18 protein-coding genes are annotated in these 19,321 nt (G+C 67.7%); 4 read left to right on the forward strand and 14 right to left on the reverse strand.

Annotated features, from left to right (window positions below; genetic code table 11):
- From DK459_RS26445 to DK459_RS26465, 5 genes are all read right to left on the reverse strand, one after another.
- A partial coding sequence (locus tag DK459_RS26445) for a multidrug efflux RND transporter permease subunit (RefSeq protein ID WP_110135282.1) occupies positions 1–2,966 on the reverse strand: 2,966 nt, incomplete at its 3' end.
- A gap of 63 nt (positions 2,967–3,029) precedes the next feature.
- Positions 3,030–4,274, reverse strand: coding sequence for an efflux RND transporter periplasmic adaptor subunit (locus DK459_RS26450; protein ID WP_038504227.1), 1,245 nt, complete (start codon positions 4,272–4,274; stop codon positions 3,030–3,032).
- Positions 4,275–4,547: 273 nt separating this feature from the next.
- The gene (locus DK459_RS26455; protein WP_006384825.1) at positions 4,548–4,991 is read right to left on the reverse strand and encodes a winged helix-turn-helix domain-containing protein; all 444 of its coding nucleotides are present in this window, start codon (positions 4,989–4,991) and stop codon (positions 4,548–4,550) included.
- Between the two features lie 155 nt (positions 4,992–5,146).
- Positions 5,147–6,343 (reverse strand): patatin-like phospholipase family protein, encoded by a 1,197-nt coding sequence (locus DK459_RS26460; RefSeq protein ID WP_020929030.1) that lies wholly within the window; start codon positions 6,341–6,343, stop codon positions 5,147–5,149.
- A 23-nt stretch (positions 6,344–6,366) separates the two neighbouring features.
- Positions 6,367–6,966, reverse strand: coding sequence for a DUF4136 domain-containing protein (locus DK459_RS26465; RefSeq protein WP_006384827.1), 600 nt, complete (start codon positions 6,964–6,966; stop codon positions 6,367–6,369).
- A 198-nt stretch (positions 6,967–7,164) separates the two neighbouring features.
- Here DK459_RS26465 and DK459_RS26470 point away from each other — a divergent pair, with 198 nt between their 5' ends.
- Positions 7,165–7,959 carry a TOBE domain-containing protein gene (locus DK459_RS26470; RefSeq protein WP_006384828.1) on the forward strand — a complete coding sequence of 265 codons (795 nt, stop codon included), beginning with the start codon at positions 7,165–7,167 and terminating at the stop codon, positions 7,957–7,959.
- A gap of 59 nt (positions 7,960–8,018) precedes the next feature.
- On the opposite strand, the gene DK459_RS26475 is transcribed toward DK459_RS26470, so the two are convergent.
- From DK459_RS26475 to DK459_RS26505, 8 genes are all read right to left on the reverse strand, one after another.
- Positions 8,019–8,705 (reverse strand): ATP-binding cassette domain-containing protein, encoded by a 687-nt coding sequence (locus DK459_RS26475; protein WP_020929033.1) that lies wholly within the window; start codon positions 8,703–8,705, stop codon positions 8,019–8,021.
- On the reverse strand, positions 8,702–9,385 hold the full coding sequence (gene modB / locus DK459_RS26480) for a molybdate ABC transporter permease subunit (protein WP_006384830.1): 684 nt from the start codon (positions 9,383–9,385) through the stop codon (positions 8,702–8,704). The genes DK459_RS26475 and modB overlap by 4 nt, the downstream gene beginning before the upstream one ends.
- Before the next feature lie 30 nt (positions 9,386–9,415).
- Positions 9,416–10,174, reverse strand: a complete 759-nt coding sequence (gene modA / locus DK459_RS26485) for a molybdate ABC transporter substrate-binding protein (RefSeq protein ID WP_024069978.1) — start codon at positions 10,172–10,174, stop codon at positions 9,416–9,418.
- A gap of 125 nt (positions 10,175–10,299) precedes the next feature.
- Complete coding sequence (speD, locus tag DK459_RS26490; RefSeq protein ID WP_006384832.1) at positions 10,300–10,650, reverse strand: adenosylmethionine decarboxylase; 351 nt, start codon at positions 10,648–10,650, stop codon at positions 10,300–10,302.
- Entirely contained in the window at positions 10,647–10,805 is a 159-nt protein-coding gene (locus DK459_RS30865) for a hypothetical protein (protein WP_024069979.1), read from the reverse strand. Before DK459_RS30865 ends, speD begins: the two co-directional genes overlap by 4 nt.
- A 3-nt stretch (positions 10,806–10,808) precedes the next feature.
- The gene (locus tag DK459_RS26495; protein ID WP_006384834.1) at positions 10,809–12,278 is read right to left on the reverse strand and encodes a DUF4178 domain-containing protein; all 1,470 of its coding nucleotides are present in this window, start codon (positions 12,276–12,278) and stop codon (positions 10,809–10,811) included.
- Positions 12,279–12,291: 13 nt separating this feature from the next.
- Positions 12,292–13,329 (reverse strand): SPFH domain-containing protein, encoded by a 1,038-nt coding sequence (locus DK459_RS26500; protein WP_024069980.1) that lies wholly within the window; start codon positions 13,327–13,329, stop codon positions 12,292–12,294.
- 44 nt (positions 13,330–13,373) lie between these two features.
- Positions 13,374–13,760, reverse strand: a complete 387-nt coding sequence (locus DK459_RS26505) for a DUF350 domain-containing protein (protein ID WP_026384192.1) — start codon at positions 13,758–13,760, stop codon at positions 13,374–13,376.
- 95 nt (positions 13,761–13,855) lie between these two features.
- Between DK459_RS26505 and DK459_RS26510 the strand changes: the two genes are divergently transcribed.
- The 3 genes from DK459_RS26510 to DK459_RS26520 all read left to right on the forward strand — a co-directional run bounded on the left by DK459_RS26510 (position 13,856) and on the right by DK459_RS26520 (position 18,414).
- Positions 13,856–15,367 (forward strand): polyamine aminopropyltransferase, encoded by a 1,512-nt coding sequence (locus tag DK459_RS26510; protein WP_006384837.1) that lies wholly within the window; start codon positions 13,856–13,858, stop codon positions 15,365–15,367.
- Positions 15,367–17,004, forward strand: coding sequence for an NAD(P)/FAD-dependent oxidoreductase (locus DK459_RS26515; RefSeq protein WP_024069981.1), 1,638 nt, complete (start codon positions 15,367–15,369; stop codon positions 17,002–17,004). The genes DK459_RS26510 and DK459_RS26515 overlap by 1 nt, the downstream gene beginning before the upstream one ends.
- Before the next feature lie 159 nt (positions 17,005–17,163).
- Positions 17,164–18,414, forward strand: coding sequence for an FAD-binding oxidoreductase (locus tag DK459_RS26520; RefSeq protein WP_024069982.1), 1,251 nt, complete (start codon positions 17,164–17,166; stop codon positions 18,412–18,414).
- Between the two features lie 111 nt (positions 18,415–18,525).
- Here the strand turns inward: DK459_RS26520 and DK459_RS26525 are convergent, their stop codons facing one another.
- Positions 18,526–19,320: an ABC transporter ATP-binding protein gene (locus DK459_RS26525; protein ID WP_024069983.1), complete on the reverse strand. Its 795-nt coding sequence runs from the start codon at positions 19,318–19,320 to the stop codon at positions 18,526–18,528.
- Position 19,321: the final 1 nt, after the last annotated feature.

Below are 19,321 nucleotides of genomic sequence, written 5' to 3' on the forward strand. Positions count from 1 at the left end.
GTGGCCATGGCCAGCGGCACCACGCCCAGGATGAACGCCAGCGAGGTCATCAGGATCGGCCGGAACCGCAGGCGCGCGGCTTCCACCGCCGCCTCGTACAGGCCCATGCCGCGCGCGTACTGGTCCTTGGCGAATTCCACGATCAGGATGGCGTTCTTGGCCGCCAGCCCGATCACGGTCACCATGCCCACCTGGAAGTACACATCGTTGGACATGCCCAGCGCGCTGACCAGCGCCACCGCGCCCAGCATCCCCAGCGGCACCACCAGCATCACGGAGATCGGGATGGCCCAGCTTTCATACAGCGCGGCCAGCACCAGGAACACCACCAGCAGCGACAGGCCCATCAGGATCGGGGCCTGATTGCCGGCCTGGCGCTCCTGATAGGACAGCCCGGTCCATTCGTAGCCGAAGCCCTGCGGCAGCTGGCCCACCAGCTTCTGCATTTCCTCCATGGCCTGGCCGGTCGTGTAGCCGGCCGCGGCGCTGCCGCCGATGCGCATGGATTCGTAGCTGTTGTAGCGCACCACCTGCACCGGGCCCTGCGACCACTTGGCCGTCACGAACGACGACAACGGCACCATGCCGCCCTGGGCGTTGCGAGCGTTCAGCTGCAGCACGTCCGACAGCTGCATGCGGTACGGCGCATCCGCCTGCACCCAGATGTTCTGCATCCGGCCCAGGTTGGGGAACTTGCTCAGGTAGGCCGAACCGACGGCGGTGGAGATCAGCGAGGCGGCCTCGTCGAAGTTCACTCCCAGCGCCGCTGCCTTGTCGCGGTCGATGTCCAGCGTCAGCTGCGTGCCGGCCGACAGGCCGGTGATACGCACCTGCGACAGCACCGGGCTCTTCATGGCCATGCCCATCAGCTGGCCGGTGGCCGCGGCCAGCGCCTCGGTGCCGGCCGCGCCGCGATCCTGCAGGCGCAGGTCGAAGCCGGTGGCATTGCCCAGCGACGAGATCGCGGGCGGCACCAGCGTGAACACCTGGGCGTCGTGGATGCCCATGAGCTGCTTCTGGAAGGCGTTGAACGCGATCGCGCCGGCCGAATCCCCCTTGCCCTTGCGATCCTTGAAGTCCTTGAGCGTGGTGAAGGCGATGGCCGCGTTCAGGCCGTTGCCGTTGAAGCTGTAGCCCTGCACCGTGATGATGTTCTCGACTGCCGGAATCTCGCGGAAATAGGCCTCGACCTCTTCGATCACCTGCACCGTGCGATTGGCGCTGGCGCCCGTGGGCAGCTCGATGTTGCTGATGACGTAGCCCTGGTCTTCTTCCGGCAGGAACGACGACGGCAGGCGCAGGTACAGCCAGCCCAGCAGGATCACCAGCACCAGGAAGGCCAGCATCATGCGGCCGCCCTTGTGCAGGATGCGCGAGACCCAGTTCTGGTAGCCGTGCGTGGTGGCGTCGAACTTGCGGTTGAACCAGCCGAAGAAACCCTTCTTGTCGTTGTGGTGCCCCTTGGGCACCGGCTTCAGGATGGTCGCGCACAGCGCCGGCGTGAAGGTCAGCGCCAGCAGCGCCGAGAAGAAGATCGACACGGCCATGGCCACCGAGAACTGGCGGTAGATCACGCCCACCGACCCGCTCATGAAGGCCAGCGGCAGGAATACCGTCACCAGCACCAGCGTGATGCCGATGATGGCGCCGCTGATCTGCGGCATGGCTTTCTTGGTGGCTTCCTTGGGCGGCAACCCTTCGGTCGCCATGATCCGCTCGACGTTCTCGACCACCACGATGGCGTCGTCCACCAGGATGCCGATGGCCAGCACCATGGCGAACATGGTCAGCACGTTGATCGAGAATCCAAACCCCAGCATGACGGCGAACGACCCCAGCATGGCCACCGGCACCACCAGCGCCGGGATCAGGGTGTAGCGCACGTTCTGCAGGAACAGGTACATCACCAGGAACACCAGCACCATGGCTTCGGCCAGGGTGTGCAGCACCTGCTCGATCGAGACCTTGACGTAGGGCGCGGTGTCGTAGGGGATGGCGTAGGTGATGTTGCCGGGGAAGTACTTGGACAGCTCGTCCATCTGCTGGCGCACGCCCTGCGCGGTGGCCAGCGCGTTGGCGTCGGGCGACAGCACGATGGCGAAGGCGGCCGTGGGCTTGCCGTTCAGGCGGGCGCCGAACTGGTAGTTGTCGGCGCCGACCTCGATGCGGGCGACGTCGCGCAGCAACACCTTGGAACCATCGCTGTTGGCGCGCAGCACGATCTTGCCGAAACCATCGACGGTGCTGAGCTGGCCGTTGGCCACCACGGTGGCCGTGATGCGCTGCGAATCAGGGTTGGGCGGCGCGCCGATGCTGCCGCCCGACACCAGCACGTTCTGCGCGGCGATGGCCTGGTTGACCTCGGACATGCTCAGGCTGAAGCCGACCAGCTTGGCCGGGTCGACCCAGATGCGCATGGCGCGCGGCGCCGCGAACAGCTGGAACTGGCCCACGCCGGACACCCGCGACACCGGGTTCTGGATGTTGCGGGTGATGTAGTCGGCCAGCGCGGTCTGGTCGAGCGAGCCGTCGGTGGACGACAGCGTCACGATCATCAGGAAGCCGGTACTGGTCTGCTCGTACTTCAGGCCCTGTTGCTGCACCGCGGACGGCAGCTGGGCGATCACGTTGGACACGCGGTTCTGCACGTCCACCTGCGCCAGGTCAGGGTCGCGGCCGGGCGCGAAGGTGGCGGTGATGGTCGAGGTGCCGTAGGAATCGCTGACCGACTCGTAGTAGATCAGGCCCTTGGCGCCGTTGAGCTTGTCCTCGATGATACTGGTGACCGATTCGGCCACTTCCTTGGCCGAGGCGCCCGGATAGGTCGCGGTGATGGTGATGGCCGGCGGCGCCACGTCGGGGTACTGCGACACCGGCATGTTCGGGATGGCCAGTATCCCCGCCAGCAGGATGAACAGGGCGACTACCCAGGCGAAGATTGGTCGATCAATAAAAAATTGCGGCATGTGGGCTGACTCTGAAAGCGATGCTCACCAAAGAGGAACGCAGCGCATTGCGCTGCGAGCCGCTTACGATTTCTGCGGGGCCTGTTGCGCCGGCTCGGCCGGCTTAGCGCCGGGGTCCGCGGGCTTGGCGCCGGGCTGCCCCGGCTGCCCGCCCGCGGCGGGCGCGCCGCCCGCCTTGTTCCAGGGGCTGGCCTGCACCGGCGCCCCGGGACGGATCTTCTGGAAGCCCTCGACCACGACCACGTCGCCGGCCTTCAGGCCGCTGGTGATGATCCAGTCGGTCTTGACGGCGCCGCCGGTGGTGACGGGCAACTGTTCGATCTTGTTGTCCTTGACCAGCATCAGGCTCTGCGAACCGTCGGCCGTGCGCTGCAGCGCCTGCTGCGGCACCAGCAGGGCCTGGTCGTTCACGCCCTGCTCCAGCCGCACGCGCACGTACATGCCGGGCAGCAGGATGCCGTCGGGGTTGGGGATCTCGGCGCGCAGGTTGACCTGGCCGGTGCTGGGATCGACGGTGATGCCGGTGAACAGCAGCTTGCCGGGACGGTCGTATTCGGTGCCGTCCTCCAGCACCACGGTGGCACGGGCGGCGTCCTTGCCGACCTGTTGCAGCTTGCCGCTGGCAAAGGCGCGGCGCAGCGCGGCCAGGTCCGAGGTGGACTGGGTGAAGTCGACGTAGATGGGATCGAGCTGCTGCACGGTGGCCATCTGCGTGGCCGAGGTGGCCTCGACCAGCGCGCCTTCGGTCACCAGCGGCTTGCCGATGCGGCCCGTGATGGGCGACACGACGTCGGTGTAGCCCAGGTTGATCGAGGCGTTGTCCTGGGTCGCCTTGGCGGCGGCCACGGTGGCCTCGGCCTGGCGATAGGCCGCCACGGCGTTGTCGTATTCCTGCTTGCTGACGGCGTTGGCCTTGACCAGCGGCGCGTAACGGTCGGCCAGCAGCTTGGCGCTGAACAGGTTGGCCTGCGCCTGCTTGAGCTGCGCGGTGGCCTGGTCGTAGGCGGCCTTGTAGGGCGCCGGATCGATCTTGAACAGCAGCTGGTTTTCCTTGACGTCGCCGCCCTGTTCGAAGGTGATCTTCTGAACGATGCCGGTGACCCGCGAGCGGATCTGGGCGTCGCGCACGGCGTCGACGCGCCCGGGCAGTTCGGAGACGATGGGCGTGCGCTGCGGCTGCACGGTAATGACGCTGACCTGGGGCATGCCAGGGTTCATCTGCGGCTTTTCACCGCACCCTGCCAACAACAGCGCGAGGACGCCGCCGGAGAAAGCCAGACCTGAGACACGTTTAGGCGAAAACCGCATTGAAACCCCCGCGAAGTTAACCGCGCCAAGCGACCGCAACAATGTGACGGCGATGACCATCGCCGCGTCCGGTTGCCGTAGGCGGCCACGGGGTTGCGCGGCCGCATTTCGACCGCCGTATTTGACCGCAATCCTTGTTTGCGATCAAAGCAAAACCCTGCGCCCCGCCTGTGACACGTGAATAGCCCGTTAATGTAACTCAGTTATTGGGGAAATCACTGATTTTCACGACGAGACGCGACATCGGGAGGGAGGGAAATCCAGCCGCCGCGATCAGAGGTCGGCAACCTCTTGCAGATTGCCCAGGAACACGTAGCCCACGCCATGCACCGTATGCAGGGGCAGGCGCCCGCCCGCCTGGCGCACCTTGCGGCGCAGGCGGCAGATCGCCACGTTCAGGGCGCGCAGGTTGGTGCTTTGGCGCGGCAACATCAGTTCCTCGCGCAGGACGGCGAGTTCTTCGCGCAGCAGTTCCTTGCGGGGATTGCGCAACAGGCACTGGAAGCAGGCGCGCTCGACCTCGGTCAGGTCGAGCCGGGTTCCTTGCGGGGTCAGCAGGGTCCAGCCATGGTAGAGCAGGCTCCACCAGCCATCCAGGCGGACCGGAAAGGCGTCGGACGCCGCGGCCGCATCATTGCTGGAGCCCTCGCGCCCCGCGTCGGGAGACGGCGCGGCCGGCGGCACGCGGAGAGGGGAATGGGAAAAGGGTGCGGTCATCGTCGGTGTCTCCACCGGGCGGGCCGCCTGGAAAAGGACGACGGCCCGGACCCGGAACAAGGTTTCAAGTCTTGCCGAAAGACTACCGTTGCTGACGTGATTGCGCGGCGATGTTGCCCTGGAATCAGACGAGTCCTAGGAAATCGCACCACAGGTCAAGAGGTGTGCGTGCCGTTTCGATGGATATCGTGCGTGACGAAACAGCTGTCCTGGGTGGGGCGCGCCAGGATGCCCGGCCGCGCCAGCGTCTGGCGGATATCGGCCAGGCCGGACTCCCAGTGCTCGCGCATGGCCTCCGTGCCGAACTCATAATCCTTGGAATAGCGCTCGCGGTGCTTGGATTCGTAGATCAGGTTGATGATGTTGGTGGCCGGCGTCTTGGCCAGCCGCCGGATTTCCGCCAGGTCCGGCGCGTCGCGCTCGCGCTCGGGCAGGCGCTCGAGCAGCTGCTGCAGGCCATGGCGCAGCTTCAGCACGCGCCGCAACTGGTCGGTGACCATGCGGGTCCGGCTGGAGTACTGGATGTCCTTCTGGCGCTCGGCCACTTCCTCGAGCGTGGTCGGCAACGCGCCGCGGGCGGGCCACAGATCCACCTGGAACGCCAGCGTGTCGCGCATGGTGTCGCTGGTCAGCACCTGGGCCAGCGGCGTGTTGGATACCACGCCTCCGTCCCAGTAGTGCTCGCCGTCGATCTCCACGGAGGGAAAGCCCGGCGGCAGGGCGCCCGAGGCCATGATGTGCTCGGGCCCGAGGGTATGCCGGAGGCTGTCGAAATAGGCGAAATTGCCGCTGCGCACGTTCACCACGCCGAAACTGGCGCGCACCGCGCCGGCGTTGAGCAGGTCGAAATCGATGTACTGGCGCAGGGTCGCGGCCAGCGGCGTGGTGTCGTAGAAGCTGGTCGACGCCGCGCCCTTGCCATGCACCCAGTACGGCGGCGGAAAGCGCGGCTTGAAGAACCCCGGCTGGCCCGAGAACAGGGCCTGGAAGGCCGACAGCTGGCCATTCATGGCGGGCGAGCCGAAACCGAACGGGATGCCCTCGAACATGCCGGCCAGCGTATCGCCCCAGGGCACCGAGGCGAACCCCGCCGGCCGGCAGATGCTTTCCCAGAACCCGCGCAGGCGCTCCACCCGCTCGTCTTCGGGCGAGCCGGCGATGATCGCCGCATTGATCGATCCGATCGAAATCCCGGAAATCCAGTTCGGCCGGATGCCTGCCTCATGCAGCCCCTGGTACACGCCGGCCTGGTAGGACCCCAGGGCGCCCCCGCCCTGCAGCACCAGGGCCACGGTTTCATAGGGCGGCGTCGCGCCGGTGTCTGGGGATGCGGCCTTGCGGCGAGTACTCATGCGGGGTTCCTTCGAAACACGGGCTAGGGCTTGCTCTTGTCCGGCACTTGCGGCGCGGCCACGCCGGCACGGAACGGATATTTGGCGAAGATCCCGGCCACGGCCTTGTCGATGTTCTGCGACGAGGTCGCCGTGTCCGGGTTCTGGACTTCCCCGACGGCCACGCCTTCCCACACCATCTGCTTGCGACGCGCGTCGACCAGGTCGATGTTGAGAGTGCCTTCGGTGTACTGGTAGACGGTGTCGCCCCAGCCGTAGCCGGGCCAGCCGCCATAGAAGCCACTGCGATAGCCGTAGTACGGGCCCATGGGCGGCGGCGGCGCCTCGGTCACCTGGGTCTTCTGCTGCAGCTTGCCATTGAAATTGACCAGCAGGTCGGGATTGGCGGCGTCGTACACATAGCCACGCATTTCCATCTGGCCGCGCGTGGCGTCCTTGAGGCGTTCGGTCAGCAGCGTGCTGTAGCCGGCCTTGTCGGTGCCCAGCGGCGACATGTAGCCGAAGGTCCGGTAGCGCGAGAAATCCGCCTGATGGTCGTAATCGCTTTTGATGGCGGGACTGGAGGCGCAAGCCGCCAGGATCGTGACCAGGGAACCCGATGCCAGCATTTTCAGCGCTTTCATGTCGATCTCCAAGAAGCGGGGCCGCGAGCCGGCCCCCCGAGTTGAACACCCCTCAACACACTCCGAGCGCGTCCATAGTGCCGCGAAGCGGATAAAGTTTCAACAGCATCTCATTCTCATCGGATATATATCAAACGGCGGCCGGACGGGCTCCATTACACTCGGGAATATTCCAGACCCCGACCAGACCTGATACCGATGTTGGAACTCGACGGCTCGATTTGGTTTCGTTCCGGCACCCAGACTTGGGGCGGAAAGAACCGCATAGACCTGCTGGCGCAAATCGACGCCACCGGCTCCATCACGGCCGCCGCGCGCGCGGTGGGCATGAGCTACAAGGGCGCCTGGGATGCCATTGATGCGATGAACAACCTGGCAGGCGAGCCGCTGGTGCTGCGCGCCGCCGGGGGCAAGGGCGGCGGCGGCACGCGCCTGACCGACCGGGCTCGCGGCCTGATCGCGACCTTCCGGGCCCTGGAAGCCGAACACCGCAAATTCATGGAAAACCTGACGCACGCTGGCGTGGATGCCAGCGGCGATCTCGACTTGATGAGGCGATTCATGCTGAAGACCAGCGCACGCAACAAACTCATGGGCACCGTAATGGAAATCCGCGCGGGCGCCGTCAACGACGAAGTCCTGCTGCGCATCGCCGGCGGCCAGGTCATCACCGCCACCATCACCCGGGAAAGCACCCAGGAACTGGAGCTGGCGCCCGGCAAGGAAGCGCTGGCCCTGGTCAAGGCCTCGTCGGTCATCGTCGGCGCGCCCGGTGCGGGCCTGCGGCTGTCGGCCCGCAACCAGCTGCCGGGCACCATCACGGCGGTACGTACCGGCGCGGTCAACAGCGAGATCCTGATCGGGCTGGAAGGCGGCGCCACGCTGGCGGCCATCGTCACCAACGAAAGCGCGCAGGAACTGGGCTTGCGTGAAGGCGCGCAAGCGGTCGCCGTGTTCAAGGCTTCCAGCGTGATCCTGGGCGTGCTGGACTGAATCTCGCGCGCGGGGGCGGCCGCCCTTGCGACAGACCTTGCGCCGCCCCTGGACGCCTGCTAGACGCCGACATCCTCGTCGCGTCGGCGCACCTTGCCGTCGCGCACTTCGAAGACCTCGTCGGCCAGCGCCTCGACGTCGGCCGGATCATGCGTGATCAACAGCATCGGCACGTCCAGCTGGCGCTGCAGGGCGTTCAGCTCCAGCCGCATCTTGCCGCGCAGTTGCGAATCGAGCGCCGAGAACGGTTCGTCCAACAGCACGATCTCGGGCTTGAGCATCAGCGCGCGCGCCAGCGCCACGCGTTGCTTCTGGCCGCCCGAGATCTCGTGCGGATAGCTGCCCACGATGGCGCCCAGCTCGAAGGCGTCCACCCACCGCCGCGCCTCGGCCGAGACCGCGCGCCGGGGCGGGTTGAGCCAGCCGCGGCGCGAACCGAAGGCGATGTTCTGCGCCACCGTCAGGTGCGGAAACAACGCGTAGTCCTGGAACAGGTAGGCCACGCGGCGGGCCTGCGGCGCGACGCTGACGCGGGCCTCGGCGTCGAACAGCACCCTGCCGTTGACCTCGATGCGGCCGGCGTCCGGCCGCAGCAGCCCGGCCACCGCTCGCAGCGTCAGGCTCTTGCCGGCGCCCGACGGGCCGAACAGCGCAATGCGCTTGGCCTTGGACGAGAACGCCACGTCCAGCGAAAAATGGCGGTCGCCGGAGACCATGTTTTTGCGGATGCGCAGGTCGACGCTCATAGTCTGCCTCCGCGTTGGCTGGAACGGATCGGCACCAGCTTGCCGGCCGCCAGCAGCACCACGATGCAGGTAATGGAAGTCACCAGCACCAGGAAATTGGCGGTGGCGTCATCGCCCGCCTGCACCGCCTCGTAGATGGCGACCGACAGCGTCTGGGTGCGGCCCGGCAGGTTGCCGGCGATCATCAGGGTGGCGCCGAATTCGCCCAGCGCGCGGGCAAACGCCAGCAACACGCCGGCGACGATGCCGCGCGCCGCCAGCGGCAGCGTCACGCGGAAGAACACCCCGGCCTCGCACACGCCCAGCACGCGGGCCGCGTTTTCCAGTTGCGAATCGACGTTCTCGAAAGCGGCGCGGGCCGACTTGAACACCAGCGGGAAGGCCACCACCGACGCGGCGATGACCGCGCCCTGCCAGGTAAACACCAGCTCGATGCCGATATCGGCCAGCCGCTCGCCCAGCACGCCGCGCCGGCCCAGCAGCACCAGCAGGTAGTAGCCCAGGACCGTGGGCGGCAGCACCAGCGGCAGGGTCAGGATGGCATCGAGCAGATCGCGCCCGGGCCAACGCCAGCGCGACAGACAATAGGCGGCCGCGGAGCCGGCCACGGTCGCCAGCAACGTCGCCCAGCCCGCCACTTTCAGGGTAAGCAGCAGGGGCACCCATACCGAATCACTCATCGCTGACCGCGTTGGCTGTCGCCCGCGCCCTCAAGGCTTCTGGAAGCCGTAGCGCGACAGGATTTCCTGCCCGGCGGGCGACATCACATAGGCCACGAAGCTTTGCGCTTCCTTGGCGGCGTCGTCGCGCGCGGTCACGGCGATGGGATAGGTCACCGGGGTCTGCGACGGCACGCGCACGGCCACCTTGACCTTGTCCGGCATCACGGCGGCGTCGGTGGCGAACACGAAGCCCGCGTCGACCTCGCCGCGCGACACGTAGTCCAGGCTCTGGCGCACGTTCTGCGCCAGCACGCTCTTGGCCTGCACCGCGTCCCACAGGCCGGCGGCCTGCAACGCGCCCTGCGTGTAGCGGCCCACCGGCACCGAAGCCGGGTTGCCGTAGGCGATGCGCTTGATGTCGCCGCGCGTCAGGTCCTTGAGCGCGGTGATATTGGCCTTGCTGTCGGTCGGCACGATCAGCACCACCTGGTTGGCGGCGAAGTCGATGCGCGTGTCGGGCTTGACCGCCTTTTCCTCGACCGCCTTGTCCATGGCCTTCTGGTCGGCGGACGCGAACACGTCGGCGGGCGCGCCCTTGACGATCTGCTGCAGCAGCACGTCGGAGGCGCCGAAGTTCAGGATGACCTTGGTGCCGGCATGCTCCTTTTCGTACGCCTGGGCCACGTCCTTGAACGCGTTGGTCAGGCTGGCGGCGGCGGACACCACCAGGTCGCCGGCGTGGGCGCTGGGGCCCCAGACGGCGGCCAGGACCAGCGATGCGGCCAGGATCGGGGATTTGCGGAACATGAAGCTCTCCTCAGGCAGATCAATCTCGGTAACGAAATATATATAGGTATATAACGCCCGTCAATTTGCGTCGGCGGCTGGCTTGCGCCAGGTCAACGAAGGAGAAAAATCGGCCTGGGGCGCGCTCAGCCGCGCTCGACCGTGGTGACGCGCACCGTGTCCGGCCCCAGCGCCGCCCGCAGGCGTTCGAGCGCCAGTTCCGGGCGGGCGGCCCCGCACATGAAGATGTCCAGCGCCGCGAACCGGTGTTCTGGCCAGGAATGGACGCTGATATGGGATTCGCTCAGCATGACCACGCCGGTCACGCCCGCGCCCTCGCCGAAATGATGGAAATGGGCGCCCAGCACCCGCGCCCCCGCCGCCTCGGCGGCCAGGACCAGTTCGCGTTCGAGCGCTGCCGCGTCGGCCAGCAGAGCGGCGGGCACGCCGCGGAAATCGGCCAGGATATGGCGGCCGGGCGTGGCGTGCGGCGTCACTTGTGCGAACCGCCCGACGACCAGCCCGAGCTGCCCGAAGAACCGCCGCCCCAGCTGCCGCCGCCGCCGCTGGTGTAGCGGGCGCCGGGCGAACTGGCGCCGGTCGCGGCCATCACCACGATGACGGCGTAGATGGCGTATAGAAGCTTGCCCATCCCTTATTCATCCTTTGCGGAGATCTTGTCCGCGAGGCTGGCCGGCAGCCACAGGAACGCCAAGCCGATCACGATCGGCAGGATGCGCCCGCTGAAAATGTTGCCAATATTGAGGAAGCCCATGGCGATGGTCGCGAACCAGGCCCATTTGCGGTAACCGCCGGACAAGGCGGCGCGCGGCATCGCTTTCTGCCTGGCCAGCTCGGGGTTGCCGAACCATTCGGCCAGTTGCGCGGGCGCGACCGGTGCGGCGGCCGACCAGCCCACTTCGGCCGGAGCCTGCTCCCGGGTGAGCTTGAGATTGCCCGCCTTGTAGTCGGTGATCTGGGTGCGGTCGCCGACCTTCACGCGCCAGTTGAAGGCGCCCAGCGCCAGGTCGACGCGCGACGTGTAGTCGTACAGCTTGTGGTACAGCTTGGAACGCCAGCGCACGCTGGTGGCATTGTTGTGGCTGGGCCAGGTATCGCAGACCTGCACGCGTTCCCAGCCCTCGTCGGTCTCGACCAGCCAGGTGAAGCCCTTGACCGGACTGAACAGCAGGTATTCGATCCAGTCCGACGGTTCTTCCGGATCCGGGTCCGCGCACTTCATCAGGCCGATCAAGGTGTAGGTCGTGCCGTCGATCCTGGCGGTGGCGCCCAGCGCCAGCGTGGTCTTGATGGCCCGGACCTTGCGCGCCTTGTCGATGACTTCGGCGGTTTCACCGGCGCAATCGACGGTGGCCGCGCAGGACGGGCACACCACCTGGGTCGCCATGGCCGCCACGAAGCTGATGGGCGCGCCGCAGTTGGGGCAATCGAGCGCCTTGATCTGGCCGCGGAAGCGCCCGGCGGTTTCCTCGACCTGCTCGTTCGAGCGCAGCGTGGAGGCCTGCATGGCAGACAGGTCGAAGGCCTTGCCGATATAGAGTTCGGGCTGCGGGCCGTCGGAAAAATCCAGCGTGAGAAAGGCATCCAGGCTGCGGAAGTCCGCCACCTTGGCCTCCCAGCCATCGCCAGGCACGAACGGCAATTCGCCCTGCGCGCCGCCGGCGCGGCAGCGGCGCACGTCGGAGGCGGTGAAGCGCTGGCCGTCCAGCTTCAGGTCATCGCCCGCGGCGATGTCGGCAAATGCCGGCAGGCCCTGCACCGTCTTGACCTTGCGGCGACGGGTGATGGCGTACTGGCCGGAAGCATCCGACAGCCAGCCGTCCGAGCCGTCATCGAACCACAGGTACCACTCGTTCCAGAAGCCGTCCTCGTAGCGCAGCTGGATGCGGCCGATCAAATCGAAGCGCTTGCCCTCGAACTTGCCGGAAGCGCCCAGGCACAGCGGCGAATAGTCTTCCAGGACATCGGCGGTCTCGCCGATGCGCCTGACCGATTCGGCGTCCTTGAGCAGCGTGCTGCGGCAGGCGCCGCAGACCGCCATGACCGATGCCGTGGAAGTGAACTTGACGGGCGCTCCGCACTGCGGACACAGGACCTGCTGCATGGGCGTGCGGCGCTCAGCTGGTGAGTTTCTTCAGGACTTCGGCCTTGGCCGTGTCGTAATCGGCCGGCGTGATCAGGCCCTTGTCCAGCAAGTCCTTGAGCTGCTGCAGCCGCTGCACCGGATCGGCGCCAGCGCCGGCGGCCGCCCCCGCTGCCGCGGCCCCGGCCGCGGCGCCCGCAGCCGGCTGGCCCTGGGCCACGCCCAGGCCGGCGGCCATGGTCTGGCCCAGCGCCGCGCCGGCCGCCAGGCCCGCGCCGATGCCGGCGATGCCGCCTTCGTTCTGGGCCGCCAGCGGGATCGAGGTGGCGGTCTGGTACTGGGTGAATTTGCCCAGGTCGCCAGCCATGCCCATCGAGATCCGCGTATCCAGCGCCTTCTGCAATTCCTCGGGCAGCGACACATTCTCGACCGTGAAGTTGTCGAGTTTGACGCCATAGCGGTCGAACACCGGGCCCAATTGCTCGGCGATGCTCTGCGACATCAGGCCCTGGTTGCCGGCGATATCCAGGAACGGCACCTTGGATCCGCCCAGCGCCGTGGTCATGGCCGCGACCACCATGTTGCGCAGTTGCATTTCCAGGTCGTCGACGGTGTAGACGTCGCGCGTGCCGCTGATCTCGCGGTAGAACTTGGCCGGGTCGGTGATCTGGTACGAGTACACGCCGAAGGCGCGCAGCCGCACCATGCCGAACTCGCTGTCGCGCAGCGTCACGGGCTGCGCCGTGCCCCAGCGCCGGCCCAGTTGCAGGCGGGTGCTGAAGAAGATCACGTCCGACTTGAAGGGCGACTCGAACAGCTTGTCCCAGTTCTTCAGGTACGTCAGCACCGGCAGGGTCTGGGTCGTCAGCTTGTACATGCCGGGGCCGAACACGTCGGCCACCTTGCCTTCGTTGACGAACACCGCCATCTGCGATTCGCGCACGGTCAGGCTGGCGCCGTACTGGATTTCGAAATCCTGCATCGGGTGGCGCCAGGCCAGCACGCCGTCGCCGTCCTCGTTCCATTGCAGGATGTCGATAAACTGCTTGCGGATAAATGAACCGAGACTCATGGCAAGTTCTCCTGTTTCAGATCAAGGTCGACGCGCCTGGCCGCTCAGGTCAGGCAGGCGGCGTTGACCACGCCGGCGGCCAGCGAGATCGAACCGATCAGGCCGCCCATGGCGATGTTGTTTTCTTCGATGGCCTCGTGCAGCCCGTGGATGGCGCGGGACACGACGGCGTAGACGACCAGTTGCACCACCATGGCGGCGACGCCCCAGACCAGGAACATGACGAAACTGGCGTGGACCGCGATGCTGGAACAGAGCGTGAAGGAAAAGCCCACCAGGGCGCCGCCGTAGGACAACACCGCGGCGATGTTGCCCTCGCGGATCAGCTCGAATTCCTTGTAGCGGGTAACGGTGGTGTAGACGGCGGTGAAAATGCCCAGCATGACCAGCGCCGAGACGATGTAGATCAGATAGGTCACGGCCGGATGCATCGCTTCTCCCATAATCGCCCCTTCAGGCCCTAATTGCGCGCAGTATATACGGCGCCTTCGATATACTGCGAACGCATTTTCACGTCGGAACCCCCATGCGCGACCGCGTTCTCATCCTGTCGGTATTGATCGTCGCTTCCTGCGGCCTGGGCTATGAGCTCATCAGCAGCGCGCTGGCCAGCTATCTGCTGGGGGATTCCATTCTCCAGTTCTCGTCCGTCATCGGCTGCTATCTGTTCGCGATGGGCATCGGATCGTGGTTGTCAAAATATGTAAGAGACGACGACGTTTTGAATCGATTCATCGACGTCGAACTGGCCGTCGCATTGTTGGGCGGGGTTTCCGCCGCGGTCCTGTTCCTGGTGTTCGCCTGGCTGTCGGCGCCGTTTCGCGCGGCGTTGTACGCGGGCGTCTTCATTATCGGACTGATGGTCGGCATGGAAATTCCGCTGGTGATGCGGGTATTCAACCAGCGCAAGGCCGAGTTCCGCGAAATCGTCAGCCGCGTGCTGACCTTCGATTATCTCGGCGCGCTGGCCGTGTCGCTGATCTTTCCGCTGTTGCTGGCGCCCAAGCTGGGCCTGCTGCGCACCAGTTTCCTGTTCGGCATGCTCAACGCCGGCGTGGCGCTGTGGACCACCTGGCTGTTCCGCGGCGAGATCCGGCGTCCGGCCGAACGCGCCGTGCGCGGCGGCGTGGTGCTGGGGCTGCTGGCCCTGGGCTTCCTGTTTTCCGGCCAGATGACGGCGTGGGCCGAAAAGGGCCTGTACGGCGACGACGTGGTGCACGCCGAGACCACGCCCTACCAGCGCCTGATCGTGACGCGCTGGCACGACGACCTGCGGCTGTACATCAACGGCAACCTGCAATTCTCGTCGCGCGACGAGCACCGCTACCACGAGTCGCTGGTGATCCCCGGCCTGCAGGCGCTGCCGTGGGCCCGCAACGTGCTGGTGCTGGGCGGCGGCGATGGCCTGGCGGTGCGCGAGATCCTCAAGTACAAGCATGTGGAGCACGTCACGCTGGTGGACCTGGATCCTGCCATGACGGGCCTGTTCTCGCGCTCCGAACCGCTGACGAAACTGAACCAGGGCTCGCTGACCGATCCGCGCGTCACCGTCATCAATGACGACGCCGGCCGCTGGCTCGAAAGCCACGCCGAGGTCTACGACTTCATCGTGGTGGACTTTCCGGATCCGTCCAACTTCGGCCTGGGCCGGCTGTACTCCGTGCCGGTCTACCACCTGATGGCGCGGCACCTGGCCGAGAACGGCTACATGGTGATCCAGTCGACCTCGCCCTACTTCGCGCCGCGCTCGTTCTGGAGCGTGGACGCCACGCTCAAGGAGGCCGGCCTGAACACCTGGCCGTACCACGCCTACGTGCCGTCCTTCGGCGACTGGGGCTTCATCCTGGCCGGCAAGCGCCGCGACTACACGCCGCCGACGGCGGTGTCGGTGCCCACCCGCTACCTCGACCCCGCCACCCTGCGCGAGCTGTTCCACTTTCCCGCCGACATGCCGGCGCTGGCCATGCCGCCGAACCGCCTGAACGAGCAATCGCTCGTGCGCTACTTCGACGAGGACTGGCGCAAGGTCATCCGCTGATGCGGCGCCGTACCTTCCTGCTGGGCGCCGCCACCGCCGCCGCCGCGGGCACGGCGGGCTATTACCGTTCGCGCGTGGTCGAGACCACGCCGGACGTGCGCTACCCCGGCATGCAGGCCGGCCACGCGCTGCGCGATGGCGCGGCGTTGCCGCCGTCGTCCGGCGCCCGGCGCTGCCAGGTGGCGATCCTGGGGTCCGGCGTGGCCGGCCTGTCGTGCGCCTGGAAGCTGGCGCGCGAAGGCTTCACCGATTTCGTCGTGGTCCAAGGCCCCGAGTACGGCGGCAACGCCGCCGCCGGCAACCGCGACGGGCTGGACTACCCGCTCGGCGCGCACTACCTGCCGCTGCCGTCGATGCAGTCCACCCACGTGCGCGAGATGCTGGCCGACTTCGGCATCGCCGAGCGCGACGCCTTTGGCGCGCGGCCCTACTACGACGAGTCCATCCTGGCGCACTCGCCGCAGGAACGCCTGCTGCGCGACGGCCGTTGGGAAGACGGTCTCTTGCCGATGCACGGGTTGCCCCAGGCCGATATCGAGCAGCACCGCAAGTTCCTGGCGCTGGTGGACCGCCTGCACGGCGCGGTCGGCAACGACGGCCGCAAGGTCTTCTGCATCCCGATCGTGCTGTCCTCGCGCGACCCGGCGTGGCGCGCCCTGGATGCGCTGACCTTCCGGCAGTGGCTGGAGCGCGAAGGCTACACCTCGCCGGCGCTGCACTGGTATTTGAACTACTGCTGCCGCGACGACTACGGCGCGCCCTATGACCGGGTCTCGGCCTGGGCCGGGCTGCACTATTTCGCCAGCCGCGACGGCCACGCCGCCAACGCCGCCGAGGGCGCGGTGCTGACCTGGCCCGGCGGCCTGGCGCCGCTGGTGCAACGGCTGCGCGACGCCATCAGCGCCCGCCTCGGCCACGGCGACTGGCTGTTGCCCGGCACCGCGGCGCGGCTGCATGAAAGCCCCGCCGGCCCCCGCATCGACTGCCTCGCGCCGGGCGCCGCCGCCAGCGTCTACACGCTGGCGGCGCAACGCGCGGTCTGCGCCATGCCGTTGTTCGTGGCCCAGCGCATCCTGCCCGACATCCGCGCCTATGGCTACGATCCGGCCACGCACGCCTCGCCGCACGCGCCCTGGCTGGTATCGAACTTCGTCATGGACGGCTATCCGCGCGAAGCGCCGGGCGAACCGCTGTCGTGGGACAACGTGGTCTACCAGGGCCAGGCCCTGGGCTACGTGGTCTCGACCCACCAGCTGCTGCGCGTGGCGCGCTCGCCGCGCACGGTGTTCACCGCCTACCACGCGCTCAGCGACCAAACGCCGCAGGCCGCGCGCCAGTGGCTCGCCGACGCCCGCCCCGAGGCGCTGCGCGACGAGGCCGCCGCCGACCTGGTGGCCGCCTATGGCGACGAGTTCTGGCGCCGCGCCCGCCAGCTGGAGATCACGGTGCGCGGCCATGCCATGGCCTCGCCCTATTGCGGCTACCTGTCCAACGCCGGCCTGGCGGCTTTGCGCGAAGTCGACGGCCCGGTGCTGTTCGCCCATGCCGACCTGTCGGGCTATTCCGTGTTCGAGGAAGCCGCCTGGTGGGGCGTGGCGGCCGCCGGGCGCATCCTGGGGCAGCGGCCCGCCGCCTAAGATCGACGGCTGATCGACGGCTGATCGACGATCACCTCGGAGCCATCGCGTCGGCCGCATGCCCCACCGGCGGCATCCGTCATGGATAGCCCCCGTCGCCGGCAATCCACCGCTGCCCTACAATCGCCCGCTATCCCTGGACTCGCACCGACAATCCCGATGGGCAAGCAAGTCATTGTGTTGGGCGCCGGCATCGTCGGCGTCTGCTGCGCGCTGGAACTGCAGCGGCGCGGCCTGGACGTCACCCTGGTCGACCGCCAGCCCCCCGGGCTGGAAACCTCGGCCGGCAACGCCGGTGTCCTGGCCCGCAGCTCGCTCATGCCGTTCAACCACCCCGGCCTGTGGCGCCAGTTGCCACGGTTGTTGCGCAACGACACCGTCCAGTTCCGCTATCGCGTCTCGTACCTCGCCCGCAACCTCGGTTGGGCGGCAGGCTTCCTGGCGCGCGCCCGGCCGTCGGTGTTCCACGAGACGACGGCGGCGCTCGACAGCCTGATCCGCCTGTCCGCGACCGAGCACCTGCGGCTGCTGGACGAGGCCGGCGTCCGCCGGCGTCTGCGCGACAGCGGCTGGATCTTCCTGTTCCGTAGTGAGCAGGCCTGGCAGGCCGGCGTCCTGGCGCGCGATGCCTACGCCCGCCACGACGTGCCGACCCAGGCGCTGGCCCCCGCCGAGCTGGCGCAACTGGAACCGGCGCTGGCGCCGATCTTTTCGCGCGCGCTGTGGATCCAGGGTTCGTATTCGGTGGACGACCCGGCGGCCGTGACCGCGGCCTACGCCGAGCTGTTCCAACGTTCGGGCGGCACATTGCGGCGCCTGCGCGCGACCGCCATCCGCCGCGACGGCGGCCGGGGCTGGATCGTGCAGGGCGACACCGGCTCGGACATGCTGACGGCGCCCGACCTGGTGGTGGCGCTGGGCCCCTGGTCCAAGGAACTGCTCAAGACCACCGGCATCGACCTGCCGCTGGCCTTCGAGCGCGGCTACCACATGCACTACGGCGCCGTCGATGGCCCCGCGCTGAGCCGCCCCATCTACGACACCGGCGGCGGCTACGTGCTGTCGCCCATGGCGCGCGGCCTGCGGCTGACCACGGGGGTCGAGCTGGACGAGCGCGACGCGCCGCCCCGGCCGCTGCAACTGGACCTGGCCGAAGCCCGGGCTCGCGAAGCCGTCGGCCTGGGGCCGCGGCTCGATCCCCAGCCCTGGCTGGGCCGCCGCCCCACGCTGCCGGACAGCCGTCCCATGATCGGCCAGGCGCCGCGCCATCCGGGCCTGTGGCTGGCGCTGGGCCACCAACACATCGGTTTCAGCACCGCGCCCGGGACCGCGCGGATACTGGGCGAGCTGATGTGCGGCGCCGGCGATCCCGCCCGCCACGCCGCGTTCCGGCCGGGCCGCTTCATCTAGCGGCGCCGTTCGCCCGCCCCGCGCCATGGCAGAAAGCAAAACGCCCGGCGCCGCCTCCGGAGAGGCCGCGCCGGGCGTTTTGCTTGCGCCGCTCAAGGCGCAAGCGCGGAATCAGCCCAGCAGCAACGCGTCGTCCGACAGCTTCTCGCCGCGCACGCGCTCGAACATGGCCAGCAGGTCGGGCACGTCCATACCGCGGCGTTCATCGCCGGACACGTCCAGCACCACCTGGCCCTGATGCAGCATCACCGTGCGGTCGCCCACGTCCAGCGCCTGGCGCATGCTGTGCGTGACCATCATGGTCGTCAGCTTGCTTTCGGCCACGATGCGCGCCGTCAGTTGCAGCACGAAATCGGCGGTGCGCGGGTCGAGCGCGGCGGTGTGCTCGTCCAGCAGCAGGATGCGCGACGGCTGCAGCGCCGCCATCAGCAGGCTCACGGCCTGGCGCTGGCCGCCCGAGAGCAGGCCGATGCGGTCGGTCAGGCGGTTTTCCAGGCCCAGCCCGAGCGTGGCCAGGCGTTCGCGGAAACCTTCCTTCATCGAAGCCTTGACCGCGCGGCCATAGCCGCGGCGCACGCCGCGCAACTGCGCCAGCGCCATGTTCTCTTCGATGGTCAGGTCTTCGCAGGTGCCTGCCATGGGATCCTGGAACACGCGCGCCACGCGCGAGGCGCGTGCCCAGACCGGCTGGCGCGTGACGTCGGCGCCGTCGATCTCGATGCGGCCGGAATCGACCGGCAGGTCGCCCGAGACGGCGTTCAGGAAGGTCGACTTGCCGGCGCCGTTGGAGCCGATGACCGTGACGAACTGGCCCGAGGGAATGTCCAGCGACAGCCCGCGCAACGCGCGCGTTTCGATCGGCGTGCCGGCGTTGAAAGTGATCTTGAGGTCTTTTGCGGACAACATA

The sequence above is a fragment of the Achromobacter sp. RW408 genome (genome assembly GCF_003184165.1).
GTDB lineage: Bacteria > Pseudomonadota > Gammaproteobacteria > Burkholderiales > Burkholderiaceae_B > Achromobacter > Achromobacter xylosoxidans.

What these genes read in the sequence shown, in the direction of transcription:
- DK459_RS26450 (WP_038504227.1), bottom strand. Translation starts at nt 4,274, where the DNA reads ATGCGGTTTTCGCCTAAACGTGTCTCAGGTCTGGCTTTCTCCGGCGGC.
- DK459_RS26455 (WP_006384825.1), bottom strand. Translation starts at nt 4,991, where the DNA reads ATGACCGCACCCTTTTCCCATTCCCCTCTCCGCGTGCCGCCGGCCGCG.
- DK459_RS26460 (WP_020929030.1), bottom strand. Translation starts at nt 6,343, where the DNA reads ATGAGTACTCGCCGCAAGGCCGCATCCCCAGACACCGGCGCGACGCCG.
- DK459_RS26465 (WP_006384827.1), bottom strand. Translation starts at nt 6,966, where the DNA reads ATGAAAGCGCTGAAAATGCTGGCATCGGGTTCCCTGGTCACGATCCTG.
- DK459_RS26470 (WP_006384828.1), top strand. Translation starts at nt 7,165, where the DNA reads ATGTTGGAACTCGACGGCTCGATTTGGTTTCGTTCCGGCACCCAGACT.
- DK459_RS26475 (WP_020929033.1), bottom strand. Translation starts at nt 8,705, where the DNA reads ATGAGCGTCGACCTGCGCATCCGCAAAAACATGGTCTCCGGCGACCGC.
- modB (WP_006384830.1), bottom strand. Translation starts at nt 9,385, where the DNA reads ATGAGTGATTCGGTATGGGTGCCCCTGCTGCTTACCCTGAAAGTGGCG.
- modA (WP_024069978.1), bottom strand. Translation starts at nt 10,174, where the DNA reads ATGTTCCGCAAATCCCCGATCCTGGCCGCATCGCTGGTCCTGGCCGCC.
- DK459_RS30865 (WP_024069979.1), bottom strand. Translation starts at nt 10,805, where the DNA reads ATGGGCAAGCTTCTATACGCCATCTACGCCGTCATCGTGGTGATGGCC.
- DK459_RS26495 (WP_006384834.1), bottom strand. Translation starts at nt 12,278, where the DNA reads ATGCAGCAGGTCCTGTGTCCGCAGTGCGGAGCGCCCGTCAAGTTCACT.
- DK459_RS26500 (WP_024069980.1), bottom strand. Translation starts at nt 13,329, where the DNA reads ATGAGTCTCGGTTCATTTATCCGCAAGCAGTTTATCGACATCCTGCAA.
- DK459_RS26505 (WP_026384192.1), bottom strand. Translation starts at nt 13,760, where the DNA reads ATGCATCCGGCCGTGACCTATCTGATCTACATCGTCTCGGCGCTGGTC.
- DK459_RS26510 (WP_006384837.1), top strand. Translation starts at nt 13,856, where the DNA reads ATGCGCGACCGCGTTCTCATCCTGTCGGTATTGATCGTCGCTTCCTGC.
- DK459_RS26515 (WP_024069981.1), top strand. Translation starts at nt 15,367, where the DNA reads ATGCGGCGCCGTACCTTCCTGCTGGGCGCCGCCACCGCCGCCGCCGCG.
- DK459_RS26520 (WP_024069982.1), top strand. Translation starts at nt 17,164, where the DNA reads ATGGGCAAGCAAGTCATTGTGTTGGGCGCCGGCATCGTCGGCGTCTGC.
- DK459_RS26525 (WP_024069983.1), bottom strand. Translation starts at nt 19,320, where the DNA reads ATGTTGTCCGCAAAAGACCTCAAGATCACTTTCAACGCCGGCACGCCG.